Source organism: Nostoc sp. FACHB-133 (genome assembly GCF_014698055.1).
Lineage (GTDB): Bacteria > Cyanobacteriota > Cyanobacteriia > Cyanobacteriales > Nostocaceae > Nostoc.
Genome location: NZ_JACJSH010000036.1, coordinates 59,974 through 78,182, shown reverse-complemented (window position 1 = coordinate 78,182; position 18,209 = coordinate 59,974). Strand labels below are relative to the sequence as shown.

Genomic DNA, 18,209 nt, shown 5'->3' with positions numbered 1-18,209 from the left:
TACCCGCTTCAGAATGTCTCGCCGCGTCACATCAGCCAGAGCAGCAAAAATTTTATCAAGGGCTACATTTGATTCAACCATATAGTTGAATGATATCCAAAGATACAGATCGTGTCAAGTGACAACGCGGACAACTTTTACCTTCTGTCTTGGGCAAATTCTACCTGAAGTCACATACAATTTTGGGTGTTACTTCCACTGTGCTTCCAGGTGATCGCCGCGATAGGCATCGCTGCCGACTATGGTGCGATTGGTGAAGAGGAAACAGAGTAGACTATGCCGAAGCCGTTAGACCCCAAGTGTCAGTTATGTTCCAAATTACCAACAACCCAAGCTAAAGTGCTGCATGGAACAGCAGGGGACGGATGTTGGAATCCACGCATTTGCCACAATCGCCGTTCGTTTTACCGCCACCGTTCGCAGAATAATTCAGCAGAAATTGATTCAGTAACAGTCGAACCACCAGCAACATATTTTGCAGTACTGTATTTGTATAAAGAACCAGGGGATAAACCATTGCACGCCTTGGGCGCAGAACTCTGGCTGGGGCAACAGCCTATTTGTCGCTTAGAACCAATTCACTGTTTTGGGCTAACAGCTGGCAAGATCCGCGCCTATACAGATCAGGTGTTGCAGGCTTTTGCTAAACAATACGGTGTTTCACTATATCAATATAAGGATATGTTTGAGATTACCTCAAGTTACTGCCCAGTTCGTCCTTGCCCGTTACATCCAGAATCCTAGAGATGGCCACATACCACCAATTAACAATCTGGGATCTGCTGGATGAGTTGTCTGAATCTCCACCAACTTCTTCTCTTGATGCTATGTGGGATTGTTTGGATGCCGAGCTAGAAAGTTTACCCTTGGAGGCACAGTTATCAACCGCAGCGCTTGCCTTCAGTCAAATTGCGGATATTCTCAAGTCTCGTGCCGAAGTGCTGTTGCAAGATACCCGTGATCGCAATAGTCTTTTGGGGCCAGTTGTTAGCACGGATCTCTTTGCTGGTCTAGTGCGGACAACAATGCACCTTGATTTAGATGATTTGATTGAACCGCAAACACCACAAACCTTTAAACCACATGGCCCACACCAATTTTCATCTCCTACTGAGTTGGGTGATTCTGTAGCAGCACCTGTTGAAAAAGCAAATGTTTTGGCAATGCTCGATGAGGTGACAACTTTAGAAGATGTCCGCAATTTGGCATCAGACGAAAATGTGGAAAAATGGCAGAGCGCAATCGCTAACCATCTGATAAATGTCAAAGATGAGATTTCTTTAGTTAAACTGCAACGTGTGTTGCAAATGCCGATGGTAGAAGTCTGGTTGGGATTATTGCTGGGTGGGTTTACACTGGAACAGCGTGGTGATTTTTATCACAACCATAATGTCTGGGTGAAAAGCTCTCCTTCCTTCGACCAATGACAATTCATTTGCCATATAGGAGAGTCCTGTGATATCTGTCACTGAAAGCATAATGTGAGCAACTTGCTTTATGGTTTCAAACTGGGAAAATGAAAACAGTGAATCTAAAGCATGGAAATACCTCTGATGAAGAATCTGATTTCTTTTTCGACAGAGCGATCACTTTTGTATCCGCCTATCTCAAAGTCCTATTGTTTCATAGTTCATTGTCATTAAAATAAAGTTATTGAAAATACAATGATATCGTTTAATTCATTTTTAGATAATGATAAGGAGCATCCCAATTCGAGAGTGGTTATGATGACAGAGCAAGAGATATTTGAACATTTATTCACCATTGCGGATCAATCCGACGACACTGGTGGAGTCGTGAGTTCGTGCTTAGTACGACAAGGAAACATTGTGCTTGAAGGAATCAGTTGTAACGACGGCAAACATGCCGAATATGTACTTCTGCGCCAGCTCGAACTCTCTGCTATCTCAATTCTTCCGGACGACATCATATATACAACAGTAGAGCCATGTGGAAAACGCACTCCCGGAGGACAGGGCGAATATATGGGGGACTGTACAACTAACTTGATTCAGGCAGGTGTACGACATGTGGTTTATGCAGCTCCAGATCCAGATGCATCATCTCAAACTCGATACAAGTTCGAGCAAGCCGATTGCTCGCTCCGTCAAGTAAACGATCCCCACATAATCCATCAAGCAATCACGCTCTTCAATTCAACTGTAACTTCCACATCAGATGTCTTGCCCCAATAACTATTGCAGATTAGGGGTTAAGGAAAAATAAATTGGTCAGGCAAGGCACGCGCCCTTTTCGGCGCTGCCCCCTCCATGAGAGATTGTGACTAAACATGATATTTATAAGCCGTAAAGCAATTTATTAAGAAGGTTTGGGGGACTCGGGTTGGGGGAAAGGTAAAAACCTCGCCCCTCTTGTGGCACGAAATAATCCAAATTTTATGAGTCAGGTAAAAACCTCGCCCCTCTTGTGGCGCGACAATCATCATCCCTTTTCCCTTTTTTGAGAGCGTGGATGCTTATAGAAATCCAAGAAGATAATTGGCAACCTTTTAATTCTTCTGCTGCTTCCAAACCAGGTTGTATTCTCTTTCAACAAACGCCAGCAGCTTCGCTTGCAACGAAGATAAATAAGGTTTAGCTTGTTTTCCCAACCCCTGCAACAGCCAATCTACAGAAGAGTCACGGCTGGCCACTTGATGCAACTGCCGTAACCTCAAACATAACTGTTGCATGAATCTACAATCTTCATCAAGCAATTCCAATAACTTCAGGTGTTCAATCTTCACGGTGTAGTCGCTGTCCCAGGTCTGGACTGTACAACTGTATTCGCCAACATAAGTTACCACTCCCCAATAACCCGCTTTACCCCTCAAGTCTGGGTCATCTTTGGGCAGAAGAATGCATATTTCCCCGATGTGGTAAGGATTGGGTACTTTCGTCCTTTCGCGTATCCTATCTACAACATCTTTTACTATCCGACCAGAGGGAATCTTATTGCCAGCTTGCTCTACTGCCTGCTGCCATACATCCGCTTGCACAGCCGGTTCCAACTCGGCTTTCGCCAAAAAACGCAATTGTCGTTCGTTGGTCGGCATTGGAATTTGCCGACCAATGGTCGGCAAAAACTTTTGAAGATTCTCATAAACCACAGTCGCCGAAATCTTCAAGTACGCCGCATCACGACTATAATTGAAGCGATCTCGGCAGTATTCTTCAAAAGTACGGTGCGTGGAACGGTACAATCGTCTGTCCCGCAACTCCATCAGCGCTTGACCTGCTTCTAAAAATGCTCTCTCCACACGGTGTTCTAAATGCAGGCGTAAGCTTTGTTCTTCCTGGGTCAACTCTGTTACTTCAACAGCCGTCACCGTAATCGTTGCTGAGACTGGGTTATCTTGCTCAGAAGTATTTTCGGCAGCAGAGTCGGTGGCTGGCTTTGGTTCACCAGATGCCACAGGGATAACTTTCTTGCGTCTAGATGGTGGTTTGTTCATTGCCCCACCTCTAGGCTGACAGCAGTCGAACAAATATTGAATTGTGTCATCATGGAAATATAGACTTTTTATTTATGCCCCCATCCTTTAAACAGGTTGGGGTTTTTCATTGCTTTTTATATTTTGCACCGATGAAAGAATACTTTGACGAAAATCAGTCCAATATCACAGTTAACAAAAAAGAATTCAGAAGTCAGAAGCCTGAATTCGATTCTGACTTCTGACAACTGAATTCAATTTCAGCTTATTCTAGAAAATACCCTCTTCAAGACATGGGTAAAACAACGGCTAATGCTTGATTATTTGACGGCAGGTATTGCATTTTGGATGACTTTGTTTGGAGTACAAGAGTCGTTGTTAGAATTTCGCCTCGGTTATCTCGGTCGCTACTGGTTTCTTGCGATTAGTGCTAGCTTACTTCTGAGCTTTTTGCTCTCTGCCCCGATTATTATCACGCTAATCATTAAATTTGCGGTAGATCCGTTCACTTTTCCAGGTAATGTTATTCTTTGTGCAATCGCTGCCGTCATCTTTGGTGTGATTCTCAGTCTGGCGCAATGGCTGATACTTCGTCAAACCCAGATGACACCGAGAGTTTTTGCACCGATCAATACTGTTATTGGAATTCTCGTCTACTTCCTATTGGTGTGGCTCAATGAGGGTAGTTTGGAGTGGAGTGGTAATCCTTTTGGCGGCTGGAAAACTGTAGTAATATTTTTAGCTGGTGGTGCGATTACGGGAGCAGCCACTGGTAAAGCCTTGGATTTTTACTGTGAGAGAGTGGAGCAGCGATTAATTCAACTTGAGAGAGAAAGAGAAGAGAAAGAAAGGCAGAGAAGAGAAAGAATAGAAAGAGAAAGATTTGAAAGAGAAAAGCTTGAAAGGGAAATTCTAGAAAGGGAAATTCTAGAAAGAAAAATCATCGAGAGAGAAATCGCTTTGGAGGAAGAAAGAAAGTGGTATGAAGAACATGGTGATGATAATTTCGATTATGAGGATGAAGATGAATAATATCTTGGCTTCGTGTTATCAGTTATACAAAATACTACAATCTTAACCATACAATTGTTAGCTTCGACAACTACTCGATCACTTTTCATCCTTATTTATATATGTAATATAGCTATCAAACACCCTGTTTTACTTGCAACTGTCAACACTCTCCATTATCTATAGTGGGTACAAAACCTTAAGGATCTTGCGAAAGCTCCTGATTACAACGGCGATCAGAATTTAAAATATACAAAGTAATCTTAAAAAGCGTTGTACTGCACAGAAAAATACACCCCGTTATCCTGCCAGGTTCTTCCATTTGAGTCCACCGACATCAAAGGAATTCCCCAATCAACACGAGCGTTAAAGTGATCGCCCCCGCGCCACTGCAACCCCAACCCTACAGAAGCCAGAGTATTCGAGTCAGGATTCTGTGTACCTGCATTCCAGCCAATACTAAAATCTGCAAAAGGAATCATTTGCAACGTACCACCAGCCCGTAAAATTGGTACTTGCACTTCTGCAGAAGCAAACACTCCATTATCAGTCAGCAGGAAATCCTGACGATAGCCCCGTACACTTTCCTGTCCACCAACACCAAATTGTTCCAGTGGCACGAGTGATGTGGATGTTAGCTGCGTATTCAGACGGAGTAATGCTAAGGTTTCAGGAGCCAGCAGACGTACCCACTGCGCTTGCCAAAGCCATGAAAAAAAGCGGCTATCGGGGGACTCTTGGTTAATCGTGGCATCGAATGCCCCCAATCCCAAACTAAATTGTGACCGCAAGGCAAGGACTTGCCGATTATTACGATAAACCCATTCCTGAAAGAATCGCAGTGCTGATACTCTTGTCTCTCCATTCTCGTCTGCACCCAAGGAGGGAAACGGTATTCTTTCAAAGTCAACATACGAAGCTTCGCTTTCTCTACGAGATGCAGTTAAGCCAAGAGCAAATTCTTGTGTAGAAGTTTGGATTACTGGCTGGCGGTATGTCAGTTCATAGTATCGAGCATCTGATTGAATATCTAGAACGTTGAAAGGGCGTTCAATCACATCGCTCCTATTTATACCATAGCTGAACAAGAGCGTTCCATTTCGGCGATTGAGAGGCAATGTGTAGCTGGTATCAAAGGAATTGCTACCGTCAGTATTAGTATAGACTATAGCTAAACTATCTCCCATTCCAAGTAGGTTGGCTTCATTTACCTGTAATCGGCGTCGGAAACTTCCTACTGCTGGCGATCGCCCATTATCCAGAACTATTTGTGTGCTAAAGGTCTTTGCTTCCTTAATATTTACTGTTAGCACACTTGTACCGGAATGCTCCCCAGTTGAAAGTTCAGCCGATACTGTTTCTATCAGAGGATTGAGTTGCAACACTTGCAGTACCTCTAACAAGCGTTGTCGATTTACAGGACCTGATGTCCCTGCTTCTATACGGCTACGTATATAATTTTGGGAAAGCCGACGTGTTCCATTTATCTGGATTTCTTCAAATTTACCTTCGACAACCTGAATTTTTACAACACCTAAACCAGGACGAATTTCTTGAGGCGGAATATATGCACCGGAAGTAATGTAACCCCTCTGGACATACAGATCGGTGATTTTAGAACGAACTTGATATAACTCAAGCAATGAGATTGGTCGATTAGTAAATTCCGCAACGGCTTGGGCTAACTCTTGAGGAGTAAAGACTGTGTTACCTACAATTTCAAAGTGTTCAACTGTAATAGTTGGAGAAGCATTACTAGGAATTAATTCATCAGGTAGGGGAGTTAATTCAGATGGTGGAAGTATTTCTGCTGGTGAAGGCAGTAGTTGTAATGGTTGTGGTGGAGAGGATGGGGAAGATGAGGGGGGTTGAATGTCCTGCGGTGGCGGGAGGCGTTGGGTTGGGAGAGAATTGCTATTTGGTAGCTGTGTGATATCTACAACCTGCGCGTACACAGGTCTGGAAGTTATGCAGCTTAACAATATAATTATGCTCACATGCAACCAAGAAAATGTAAGCTTTTTGGGTAATTTATTGCTCATAATATTGAGGTAGGATTTTGTAAATCTGGTTCTCTTGAATCTTTGTTACAGATGGTAAAGGCTTAAAAATTTTTTATAATTTTATTGTCCTGTTAAGGTACACTCTTATTAAGTAAAGTGCTTGCTAAATAAAGCTTTTTTGTACTTCATGCGAATTAAAAACCCCATATCTATAGACTTCTTCAAATGAATATCATTATCCAACTTATCTGATAAAGGAAAGAAAAATACAAAAACTTCTAACCTTTAACTATCAAGCCTTTCAACATAAAAACCCAACCAAGACTCGGTTTCCTTACTTTTAAATTTTTGATAAAGGTAAAGTACACCAATAACAATAACTCATAACTCTAAAATCTGAATCAAATGCTACGCTAAGTAATGTCACAATCGTTATATATAACTCTGAGAAAATAGTAATCTACTAGTTGTCTTGTATTTAATTCTACTATGCTGGTATAATTCCTGAAAGTTCTTTATTTATCAAGAAAATCAATCCAGATATAATAGATGCTCAACTACAAAACTGGGAAAAGTTTTGCCATCATCATGTTGGAGGCTTGCTGGAACCGTAGAATATATAAAACTTATATAAAGATAGATAATCATTTTTTGAAAGCGTATTTTAGTTAAAGTTACTAAAATTTTTACATGCAATTTATAGTAGGTGTATTGACATGAAAGATTTTGAGCTACTGGGTATAAATCACCTCGCACTAGTTTGCAAAGACTTAGAACAAACTCTAGATTTCTACGGCAACACCCTTGGACTTTCTTTGATCAAGGTCATCGAGATGCCAGGCGGCGGAAAGCACTTTTTTTTTGATATTGGAAATGGCGATGCTTTGGCTTTCTTCTGGTCTCCGCGAACACCAGAAGGTATACCAGGCATATCCTCTGTACGACCGGATGGACTCAAAACAGGAAATATTGCCACTGCACATGGCTCTATGAACCATGTGGCATTTAATATTCCTTTGGAAAAGGTGGAAGATTATAGAACCAAACTAGTTGGGAAGGGGATTGAAGTGACACCAATTTTGCATCATGCAGATGTCGCATCTGGCTATGTACCTGAACTAGACGAAAATACTTTCATTTCCTCATTTTATTTTTTCGATCCGAATGGTATCTTACTAGAATTTGCTGCAAATGTGCGTCCATTAGGAGATCCATCACGAGACCTCCAACATAAATTAATTTAGTAGTAAATTTTTTATTAATTATTACTAACGTTATAGCTATAGTTGAACTATAGCTATAACGTTAGTAATCTAAAAAATAAGCATTACTAGCTAATTAATTATTTTTAATTAGTCTTTAAAACCATATTTACACAATAGAATGGAAACCAAACATTATACTTTCATAAAATTAGTTTTTGTATCAACATTTATTTCTTCTTTAACTATCTTTCCATGTAAAGCTCAAATAATTAAAGACGGGACTTTACCCAACAACAGTATCATAAAAACGCAAGGAAATACAATAACTATTGAAGGAGGAACTCAAGCAGAGAACAACTTATTTCACAGCTTTCAAAATTTTTCTGTCTCGAATGGTGGCATTGTTTTATTTAACAATTCTGCAAATATTCAAAACATTATTAGTCGGGTGACTGGTACATCAGCTTCTAATATCGATGGATTAATTCGTGCCAATGGCACAGCTAACCTATTTCTGATCAATCCAAATGGAATAGTTTTCGGTCAAAATGCACGGTTAGATATTGGTGGTTCTTTTTTAGCCAGCACAGCGAATAGCATTAAATTTACTGATGGCTCCCAGTTCAGCGCTGTAAATACCCCTAATCAGCCAATACTGACTATTAGTGTACCTAGTGGTTTGCAATTTGGGAGCAATCTTGGAGTGATTCAGGTGCAGGGTACAGGCCGCATTATTCAAGATTCTGATTTTAGGGTACCTCTCGATGCCAACAAGTTTTCTAATAGCTTACAAGTCAAACCCGACAAAACTTTAGCTTTGATAGGAGGAGATATATTATTGGAGGGAGGAATTCTCAGTACGAAGAATGGAAGAATCGAATTAGGAAGCATCGCTAAAGGAGATACCAATATTAAGCAAGAAAATAATGGATGGTCATTTAGCTATGACAAAACTTCAATTTTTGGAGATATAAAATTATCAGAGAATGCTTTGGTTTATGTTAATAGTCTTAAAGGCGAAGGAAACACTATCAATATTCAGGGGCGCAATATAAGAATATTAAATGGCTCCTTAATTTTCAGCCAAAATCAAGAATACAAGCAAAACGGAGAGATTACTGTTAATGCCTCTGAGCTTTTAGAACTTAAAGATTCAACACAATTTAGTCTGAGTGCTATTTTTACTAGTAATTTTGGGAAGACAGCAGGAGAAAATATTCAAATTAATGCAAATAAAATTAACATTGAAGGCTCACAAATAGCTACTACTACTTTTAGTGACGCTTCAGGCGGAAACATAGTGGTAAATAATGTTGATAATTTAAAAATTATTGGTTCTGATCCATCTACTGCTAATCCTTTTGGATATGGTGGTATAAATACCTTTAGTTACATTAATCATGGAGTTGGCGGCAATATTGTTGGGAAAATCAAAACTTTAATATTAGAAAATAGAGCAAATATTACCACAAATTCTAGCTCTTATGGAAGCGCAGGAGATGTGAAGCTATCGACGGAAAACATCACTCTTAAAAATGGAGGTGGTTTAGGTTCTACGACTTTTAATATGGGAAAAGGTGGTAATGTTTTTGTAAATGCAAGTAATCAGATAGAAATAATAGGTGTATCGCCTTCCGTTGGGGCTAGCACAATTAAGGCTGGTACTTTTGGCAGCGGTGACGCTGGCATTTTAGAAATTAATACCCCAAGGCTATCTATTCGGGAAGGTGCAGGTGTATCTACGAGTACAGTCTCTTCTGGAAACAGTGGTAGTCTCACCATTAATGCTCCTGATTTTATAGAAGTTTCGGGGGTTGATTCAAATTCCAATAATCCTAGTTTTATAGATTCATCGGCAGCTATTTTAGACGAAAGCTTAAGGGTAAGATTTAGCAGAGTACCACCAAATCCCACTGGAGATGCAGGAAAGCTAACCCTTAAGACTGGAAGCTTAAATATTAAAGACGGCGCTCAAGTCAGCGTTGGGAACTATGGCTCTGGCAATGCAGGAAAACTTGAAATTATTGCTAAAGACATCAATATCAAAAACAACGGGAGTGTTAACGCAACCACTGCTGTTGGTCAGGGGGGTGATATTGATATTGGCTCAGAAAACTTGTTATTACGGAATAGTAGTATCTCCACAACTGCTGGGCAGCAAGGCACTAACGGCGATGGTGGCAACATAGCTATTGATACAAAAATCCTATTCTCCTTGGGCAACAGCAGCATAACAGCTAATGCTTTTACAGGAGAAGGCGGAAATATCTTCATTAATACCGACTGGTTCTTTTATTCTCTTAATAGCCGATTTGAAGCCAGCTCACAATTTGGCATTAACGGACAAGTTGATATCAACGGCTTTTACTTTTATCCTAATAGCATGAAAGCAGCGCCAGAAGCAATTCGTGAAACCCCTAAAATTGCATCACTTTGTCAAAGTCGATCAGGTATAGGGATAAGTAAGTTTGTTGTTACTGGTATTGACAGTTTGTTACCTAGCCCTAACGATTTGCCATCTAATAATCCGATTTGGCAGGACAATTCTATCTCAGATCAGGTCAACATTAGCTCAGAAGAACTAAAATCAATAGTTCAAGAAACTGCACCAATCATAGAAGCGCAAGCTTTGATAAGTAAACCTGATGGTACAGTCGTCTTGACGGCAAAATCTGATCTAGTCACCGCCGATGCTGCGTTGTTTGCTAGTCTGTGTTCTGCTGAAGCTAAAACATCAAGAAATCAATAATACCAGAAAGAACAATAGAACGATGGTTAAACGTCGAAATTGGATCAAGTACTTATTTTTAAGCATTTTAGGGTTATTTACGGTTGAGAGTAAAGCATTTATTACCCCTGCTTATGCTAGTAAGAAAAAAGTACAAAAACACCATCAGGCGCAACTATTGATCCAAAGAGGAAAAAAGTATCTTGATGAAGGTCGAGCAGTAGAAGCGCTTCAAAATTGGAAAGAAGCCACAAAAATTTATCGTCAAATTCACTATGAAGAGGGTGTTACTGGCAGTTTAATTAACCAAAACCTTGCCCTACAAGCTCTAGGCTTAAATCGTCAGGCTTGCAGTATACTTTTACAAGCTTTAAATTTAGATAGGGATGCTAAAATTTGCGCTATCCCATTAGAGCAATCTGATGAATCTACAACAAAACTATTGACGGCAGCAATAGATCAGCAAAAGCTAATGCCCCTAAATCTTTTGGTATGGCATAACCTAGGAGATGTATTACGTACAATAGGTAAGCTAGATGAATCAAAGATACTTCTGGAAAAAATACTTTCAAACGCAAAACAAATGTCTTCTGTTGAGACTAGCGGAATCATGCTTTCATTGGGTAATACTGAACAGGCTATTTACCAACAAGCACGTAATAAATATTATGAAATAGAGGAGCCAGTTTTCAAAAAAGAAATTGTCATTTTGATTCAACAAGAGGCGTTGAAATCAATTGATATGTATCAACAAGTATATAATACGCCAGAAGCTTCTCAGGTTACACAACTGCTAGCTCAAATACACCAGTTGAGTTTATTATTAGATTTTAAAAAATGGTTAATAGCAGAGTCTAGTGTAAGTAATACACAATTAGCTAATACTCTTGCTACAATTACTCAACAGATTCAGCCTTGCGTAAACTTAGTTCTAAAAAACTCTTCGACATTTTCTCAATTATCGGCTATTCATTCTGTTTATACAAAGCTGAACTTCGCTAACAGCTTGAATCAACTTCCAGACAAGCAATTGCATTCATTAGCTATTGACTATGCATCATCTGCTTTGCAAACAGCTAAAATTACCAAAAATGAGCGGTTGGAGTCATACAGTCTCGGCATTTTGGGTAAATTAAAAGCAGGACAATCAGAAAAATATTTTGCAGAAGCCTTAAGCTTGGCACAATCAATTCATGCTTGGGATATTTCGTATCAATGGCAACAGGAGTTAGGGAATTTATATAATAAACAGGGAAAGTTTAAAGAAGCTATTAAAGCTTATAGCGCAGCGATCAATAACTTAAGTCAGCTTCGTGATAGTCTCTTAGCAAGCAACGCAGATTTACAGTTCTCTTTCTCGGAAAAGGTAGAACCTGTTTATCGCGATTATATGCGATTGCTTCTAGCATCTCCCAATCCAAATCTGGAACAAGTTATTCAAACAAATGAACGGTTGCAAATAGCAGAGTTAGAGAATTTTCTCAAGTGTGGCAAACTCGATCTTGTAGCCTTAAACGAGCTTAAAAACTTACCTAGTGCTCCAGCAGTAATTCACATTGTTGATTTGGGTAGCCTTATAGAAATACTCGTTCAATCCCCTGATAAATCTCTTCATCATCATTCTGTTGATTCAAAGCCAGTTAAAGAGCATATCGAGAATCTATTAAAAAATTTACAAGAGAAGAAACTTGTTAATACTGAGGAATCGGTGCTTCTTCAAGCTTCTCAAGCACTCTATAGCTTGTTGATTGTACCTATCAAGAAATATTTGCCATTGTCAGGGACATTGGTATTCACTTTGGACAAATCTTTCCAAAGCTTGCCGATGGCTTTGCTGCATGATGGAAAAGATTATTTGTTCCAAAACTACAGTATTGCAGCTACTTTAGGGTCTAGAGTTCGCCAACCAAAAACTTTATCTAAAGAACAGTTGAAAGTTCTCATTGCTGCACTCTCTAAAGTTAGTCCCAGCTTTAACGACCCAAACGCTCCTAAAGACTTGAAAGCGCTACCAGGAGTGGAACAAGAAGTAGCAGATATTAAGAAACAAACTACTTTTTCCACTACCTTACTAAATGAAAATTTTACTAGCCCTCGGCTTGAGAAAGAATTGAGTACGGTCGAATTTCCAATTGTCCATTTGACAACTCATGCTCAATTTAGTTCAGATCCTCAGAGGACGGTAATTCTAGCCTATGAGAAGGCAATCAATGTATTAAAGTTTGATAGATTATTAAGAAATAAAACTCAAGCTGATGCAGACGGGATTGAGTTATTAGTTTTAAGTGCTTGTCAAACCGCTAAGGGTAATAAAAGGTCAACATTAGGAATTGCCGGAGTAGCCGCACAAGCAGGAGCAAGAAGTACGTTAGCAACATTATGGCTAGTAGATACTGATTCTACGACTCAGCTTATGAGCGAATTTTACAAAGAACTGAGAAAGGGTATACCTAAAGCAGAGGCACTGCGTCAAGCACAATTGAGTTTATTATCAAATCCTGATTACAATCATCCTTACTACTGGGCGGCTTTTGTTCTAGTTGGAAGCTGGCTCTGAAGCATTTTGGGTTTGGGACAACTTATGGTGCTTGAAGACTTTCAAGCAACTTTAGGCGCTCTTGCACCTTTTCTAATTCATCTAAGTTACCACTACTTTGGGCTAACTGAGCTGCAATCGCATATTCACGACGAGCCTCATCTGGCAACCATGCCTCTAAATAGCGATCGCCTAATATTCTGTAGAGAGTCGGATTGCTACTACCTGCTACCACTCGTTTCTTTAACGTATTGATTGTTTCATTCAAAAGTCTTCTTGACATATATACAGCATCTAAGTCCAGAAAAGCAGCTTCATCAGGAGGTAGGTTGAGAGAGTTGATTTGCTCTACCTTTTCTAAAATCTGTTTAAGATCGGTCTCTGGCAACAGATTGACTACTGATGTATCGGCGCTCACAGGGAAGTCACCCTTACTAGCTATAACAGTAATTTTATAAGCATTCCCATACTGTAATTCTCTTTGGTCTTTAGGATATAGCAGTGTGGTAGTTTTTACTTCTGTTTCCCAAATTGCACCATTACCCTCGACAATTACTGTGTAATTATCAGCTCCAGCGACAGAATACCAAGAGATTACCGGACGAGAATTTAAAATCGAACTGCCATAGGGACTAATTACCGTTGGTGTACCGTTCTCATCATCTGGTCCTTTAGTTTTTGGACATTTCTTTCGAGTAGCAGGTGTACATCGCCTTTTCTCTGCTTGTGGTACACATTTATCAGGTGCATTTGAGATAGAGCCACTTGGTAAATCCAGAAATTTTAGATTCAGGTAGCACAAAATCTTAACTGTGCTTCCATTTGCTACTTGAAGTTTATCTCCCTCACAAAGTTTGCTTCCTACCGGCCATTCAAGATCGTTATCATTGACAACTCTGGCAATAAAATCACACTTTCGCTCTATTGAATTTAATGAATCGCGTCTTGCTATTGGCTGGGGTTGGGCCAATGCACTACTCCCATTAAAAAAAAGAATTATTGACGCGATCGCTGCAACTTGAAATGTGAAAACTTTTTTCTCTAATCCATTAGTTGGTTTAGATATGGAATGATTCAGCATCAAATGTAGTTATTTACTAGTCTTTAGCATATAGGATTTTAATAGCAAAAAAAGTTTAAGAGAGCAATATCAGATTAATATTTTTTAAAAACACGCTCTAATACTTGCTCTCTCCATTTTTGAACCTCTGGCAAACTTGAATTTAATATTAAACAAAATTCCCAATACATTTTAGCTTTGCTTCTTATGTTCAATGCTTCTTGCACTTGTGCTAGTAGGCAATAAGCATCTGTTCGCTCTTGATCTAGTTCCGTTGACTTCTGTAGATTAGTTTTAGCTTCAGCGTAACGCTTTTGTTCTAAGAGCGCCCAGCCCAAATTCTTGTACAACGAAGCCTGTACTTCAGGGTCTTTATCTTTTTGTAACCCTTGCAAAGCTAAAGCTTCTGCTGCACTATAATCACCCATTATATTCTTCAACCTTGATAAATTATTAACGGCTGGAATTGCTTGTTCACTACTTTGTATAGCCAATTTATATTGTTGCTCTGCTAAATCATATTTTCCGTGGTCATCGTAAAAGCTTCCTAGCCCATAACGAGCTTCCCACATTTGAGGTTGTAATTTAAAAATTATTTGGTAAGTATTTTCAATACAACTTAAATCATACATTTCCTGACATATTAATGCCAAATTATTATAAGCACTCACATTTTTAGGGTTAAATTTGATAGCTAGTTCATAATTTTTCCTAGCAAGTTCAGGTTTATCTTCGTGACGATCCCCTTGGTCAAAGTAGAATTCTGATACTGACTCAGTTAAATTATAATTATATTTAATCGCTGTGTTAAAGTCTGACTCAGCATCTATAAACCGATTTTCTTTGTGAGCTTTCTTCCCTTGATTTAGGTAATTATTGGCTATAACAGGTAACGATACATATCCCAAGGCAACAAGGGTTAAAGCAAACGTGATGCTTGCACTGATTAAAAATAGCTTCGATTTAACTATTCGATTGATCTTTGATTTAAATGGTAAGCCTTCCAATCGCTGCAAAATTACTCTAGTGGTTTGGGGACGTTGCCCTGGCAAGGGAGCCATTAATTCGTCAAGAAAATCAGCAAAAGGTTTATCAATTTGTGGTGCTTTGTTTCTCCAAATTAATCTTCCTGTTTGTTGATCTTTGGGCAAATCCATCAGTTGAGTGCCAGTAACTAATTGTACAAAAGTCCGACCTAAAGCAAAAAAATCTGACTGTGGGACTGCCTGTCCCTCAATTTGTTCTAATGGAGTGTAACGAGGTGTGACAACAGATGTAATTTCATATCGTCCTCCCCTGCCTGTACTCGTTCCTCCACTTCCACTTACTTTTGCTAAGTAAGTATTAGTTACTCGCCGCGCTGCACCAAAATCAACTAACGCTAATTGACCGTCTGGCTTAATAATTATATTAGAAGGTTTAATATCTCGATGAAAAAATTCAGATCGATGTACTTCATCAAGAATCTCGACTAACTTTTTCAGCCATTCCAAAGCTAAATATTGTGGAATTTTCTCATTATTTCCTAACCATTCTTCTAAATTTTCTCCCTCAATTTTATCCATAACTAAGCAATGTAATACTAGAAGACTATTGTTAGGAACAAAAGTAAAAAAATCATCTAGAGTGCTTTTAGGAATGCTTGGATGACGAATTAGACGTAAACTGAGAGATTCCTGCTCGATTAACTCAACTAACTTAGGTGTATTCCATTTCAAAACTTTCATGACTCGTTGCTCCCGAACGGGATGCCACTCAGCGCCAATATCATCTACTTCAAAAACGTCGAAGTAGTTGTACGGATCATCACTAAGTGTTTTTAATGGCTTGACCAGGCGAATACGGTTGTTAATCAGCAGTGAAGTATCACATGCTAAACAGATGCTAACATCGTCAGGGTTTTGACGTTTGCTGCAAAAAGGATTGATACAGTAACTCACAATTTGCGTAGTAAAATAACCAAAAATAATCTACCCATCCATAATCTCTTCCTTCCTGCTGGCCCATAACAGGGCAAGCACAGATTGAAATTTTCAAACAATTCTACTTAAAAATAATATGTATATTTTACAACTAAAGTTACATAATTTTAATTGTCAACTAGTCTCGCAGTTACTATGTTTTAACATAACGTCCCATATCCTATAACTCTTTTGGAGAAATCCCATCCCCTTGCTTTGAATGTTTTATCGATAATCTATTGAAGGATGCAGGAGGAGCAATTTAGAAGGAGATTTGACCCCTACTGAATTGAAACCACTGAACTGTCGTTTAGTGGAAGTCTTAAACTGCAAGCTCGCTCTGATAGCTACAAGATGCAGAGGATCGTTTTCCTTATGCCTTCTTGGATAAAAAGTAACTAGCAAGGATGTTACTTTTTTACTCAGAAATCGGTATCAGTTAAATAAATTACTCTATATATTTGCCACTGACGACCTATACCAGGGCGAACGCGCGGTATTTGTAAAACCCTTACTGGATAAGGATATTGATCATAAATGGTCTAAATCACAACAAGCTAAAACCCTTGCTATTAAAGGATTGTTATACTTTAGATACGTTTGCCGTACACCCAATACTTAGCAAATAAGATTATTACTTTTATAAAAGATCAGCTATAAGTAAAATTTTGTAGTAATATCGAGTTTGATATGTCACATCTATAAAATCAGCCATAATCTATGGGAAGTCCGTACTGGCTTCTCTGCACTAAAAGGACAAGTATAGATATGAATTCCAGTGCTATCCAAGAGGTGAATTCACTAGCCCCTTCCCCTGTTGTATCAAAAAAACAGAGATCCGCAGAGCAAGAGATTTTAGAGAGGATAACCTTTGAAGAAGCTTTGGGTGTAGTAAACGAGTTAATCTTTGCTCAAAGAGGCAGATACTTATCTAAAGCAGAGATCACTGTAATGAAAGGAACGTGGGCTAATCACGACTACGAAGAAATAGCGGAAAATTCACGTTACACCGTTAATTATTTACAACGGGTAGTAGCTACTCGGTTATGGGTTACACTCTCAAAAACACTTGGAAATGGTGAACGGGTTACTAAAAAGACACTACGCAATTTTTTAGAGCAAGTAACTGAAGAACATTATGTCAAATCTGTGTCCAATGGAGAGCAATTACTTTCTGTTAACAAATTGTTACAAGTTAAAGGACGTGGATACCCGGATGTATCGAGTTTTTATGGACGGGCAAAAGAACTGTCCCGTTTAAAAGAATCAATATTTAAGAAGCGTTGCGTGTTGTTAATAGGAGTGGCAGGCATTGGTAAAAGTGCATTAGCTGCCAAACTCTTAGAAGAACTAAGTATAGAATCTCAACCGAGATTTGATTCCTTAATTTGGAAATCAGTAGCTCATGCTCCACTACTTGAGGATTTAGTAACTGATCTGCTAGAGCTAATTCACCCCTCACAGTCTGGATCAGAGTTACCTCAATATGGTCCAGCGATGATTTCACTGCTGATTAAGCAGTTGCAATCACACCAGTGTCTAATAGTATTAGATGAATGTGAGACTTTATTTCATATAAGTGACTTGAAGCAGAGGCTAGAGTTTAAGCTATTTTTCCGCCGATTGGTAGAGGAATTAGACCACAGTTGCTTACTCCTAACTAGTAGAATTTTGCCTGATGAGCTTAACGATCTTATAGAAATCAAACGGCCTGTTGAGTTTATCAAAATTGAAGATTTAGATAGAGACGCTGCAATGCAGTTTTTAGCTTCTCAAGGATTTCCTAACCAAGAAAAATGCATTGAATTAATTGAAACTTATCGAGGCAACCCTTCCGAACTAAAAGCACTCGCCAATCGAATTCATCATTTTTTTGGTAGTAATGAAGCATTTTTTGAACACAAAACTACCCTTATTAGTAGTCAGTTTCAAGCCATGCTTGATCAAATGTTCGGTCAAGTCTTAAACGAACTTCACAGGGAGATAATGATTTGTTTAGCTGAAGAGTTAATTTTAAACTCTCAACCTATTAGTTTTACTAAATTATTAAATGGATTGAATAATAAGCATAAAGTATCTATATCAACTTCCGAGTTAATCACCGCATTAGAAAAACTTGAAAGGCACTCTTTAATAGAAACTATTAAAAGTACCATTCATCAAGAAATAAGTTTTACGCTTCAACCAGTAATTAAAAAGTATGTCAAAACAGATCCGTTAGGATTAGTACGTGCATCTCATGCTTTACCAACACTAGCAAATGCATCTTAGC

Annotated in this window: 12 protein-coding genes; 8 read left to right on the top strand and 4 right to left on the bottom strand. The window is 39.0% G+C overall.

Going from position 1 to position 18,209, the window contains the following annotated elements:
- Positions 1 to 276: 276 nt before the first annotated feature.
- The 3 genes from H6G86_RS24885 to H6G86_RS24875 all read left to right on the top strand — a co-directional run bounded on the left by H6G86_RS24885 (position 277) and on the right by H6G86_RS24875 (position 2,195).
- Entirely contained in the window at positions 277 to 744 is a 468-nt protein-coding gene (locus H6G86_RS24885) for a hypothetical protein (protein ID WP_190936578.1), read from the top strand.
- A gap of 2 nt (positions 745 to 746) precedes the next feature.
- A complete protein-coding gene (locus H6G86_RS24880) occupies positions 747 to 1,427 on the top strand; it encodes a hypothetical protein (protein ID WP_190936577.1) in 681 nt (226 codons plus the stop codon).
- Between the two features lie 297 nt (positions 1,428 to 1,724).
- Positions 1,725 to 2,195, top strand: a complete 471-nt coding sequence (locus H6G86_RS24875; RefSeq protein ID WP_190936576.1) for a tRNA-specific adenosine deaminase — start codon at positions 1,725 to 1,727, stop codon at positions 2,193 to 2,195.
- A gap of 314 nt (positions 2,196 to 2,509) precedes the next feature.
- Here the strand turns inward: H6G86_RS24875 and H6G86_RS24870 are convergent, their stop codons facing one another.
- Complete coding sequence (locus H6G86_RS24870; protein ID WP_190936575.1) at positions 2,510 to 3,454, bottom strand: hypothetical protein; 945 nt, start codon at positions 3,452 to 3,454, stop codon at positions 2,510 to 2,512.
- 291 nt (positions 3,455 to 3,745) lie between these two features.
- Here H6G86_RS24870 and H6G86_RS24865 point away from each other — a divergent pair, with 291 nt between their 5' ends.
- The gene (locus H6G86_RS24865) at positions 3,746 to 4,465 is read left to right on the top strand and encodes a hypothetical protein (protein ID WP_190936574.1); all 720 of its coding nucleotides are present in this window, start codon (positions 3,746 to 3,748) and stop codon (positions 4,463 to 4,465) included.
- A gap of 242 nt (positions 4,466 to 4,707) precedes the next feature.
- On the opposite strand, the gene H6G86_RS24860 is transcribed toward H6G86_RS24865, so the two are convergent.
- On the bottom strand, positions 4,708 to 6,486 hold the full coding sequence (locus tag H6G86_RS24860; RefSeq protein ID WP_190936573.1) for a ShlB/FhaC/HecB family hemolysin secretion/activation protein: 1,779 nt from the start codon (positions 6,484 to 6,486) through the stop codon (positions 4,708 to 4,710).
- A gap of 677 nt (positions 6,487 to 7,163) precedes the next feature.
- On the opposite strand from H6G86_RS24860, the gene H6G86_RS24855 reads away from it, so the two are divergent.
- The 3 genes from H6G86_RS24855 (at position 7,164) to H6G86_RS24845 (ending at position 12,937) form a co-directional block, all read left to right on the top strand.
- The gene (locus H6G86_RS24855; protein ID WP_190936572.1) at positions 7,164 to 7,691 is read left to right on the top strand and encodes a VOC family protein; all 528 of its coding nucleotides are present in this window, start codon (positions 7,164 to 7,166) and stop codon (positions 7,689 to 7,691) included.
- 139 nt (positions 7,692 to 7,830) lie between these two features.
- On the top strand, positions 7,831 to 10,401 hold the full coding sequence (locus tag H6G86_RS24850; RefSeq protein WP_190936571.1) for a two-partner secretion domain-containing protein: 2,571 nt from the start codon (positions 7,831 to 7,833) through the stop codon (positions 10,399 to 10,401).
- Between the two features lie 22 nt (positions 10,402 to 10,423).
- Positions 10,424 to 12,937, top strand: coding sequence for a CHAT domain-containing protein (locus H6G86_RS24845; protein WP_190936570.1), 2,514 nt, complete (start codon positions 10,424 to 10,426; stop codon positions 12,935 to 12,937).
- 22 nt (positions 12,938 to 12,959) lie between these two features.
- On the opposite strand, the gene H6G86_RS24840 is transcribed toward H6G86_RS24845, so the two are convergent.
- Together H6G86_RS24840 and H6G86_RS24835 are read right to left on the bottom strand one after the other, a co-directional pair.
- Complete coding sequence (locus H6G86_RS24840; protein WP_190936569.1) at positions 12,960 to 13,997, bottom strand: hypothetical protein; 1,038 nt, start codon at positions 13,995 to 13,997, stop codon at positions 12,960 to 12,962.
- 74 nt (positions 13,998 to 14,071) lie between these two features.
- Positions 14,072 to 15,916: a protein kinase domain-containing protein gene (locus H6G86_RS24835; RefSeq protein WP_313931444.1), complete on the bottom strand. Its 1,845-nt coding sequence runs from the start codon at positions 15,914 to 15,916 to the stop codon at positions 14,072 to 14,074.
- 741 nt (positions 15,917 to 16,657) lie between these two features.
- Between H6G86_RS24835 and H6G86_RS24830 the strand changes: the two genes are divergently transcribed.
- Positions 16,658 to 18,208 (top strand): helix-turn-helix domain-containing protein, encoded by a 1,551-nt coding sequence (locus tag H6G86_RS24830; protein WP_524538515.1) that lies wholly within the window; start codon positions 16,658 to 16,660, stop codon positions 18,206 to 18,208.
- Position 18,209 lies beyond the last annotated feature (1 nt).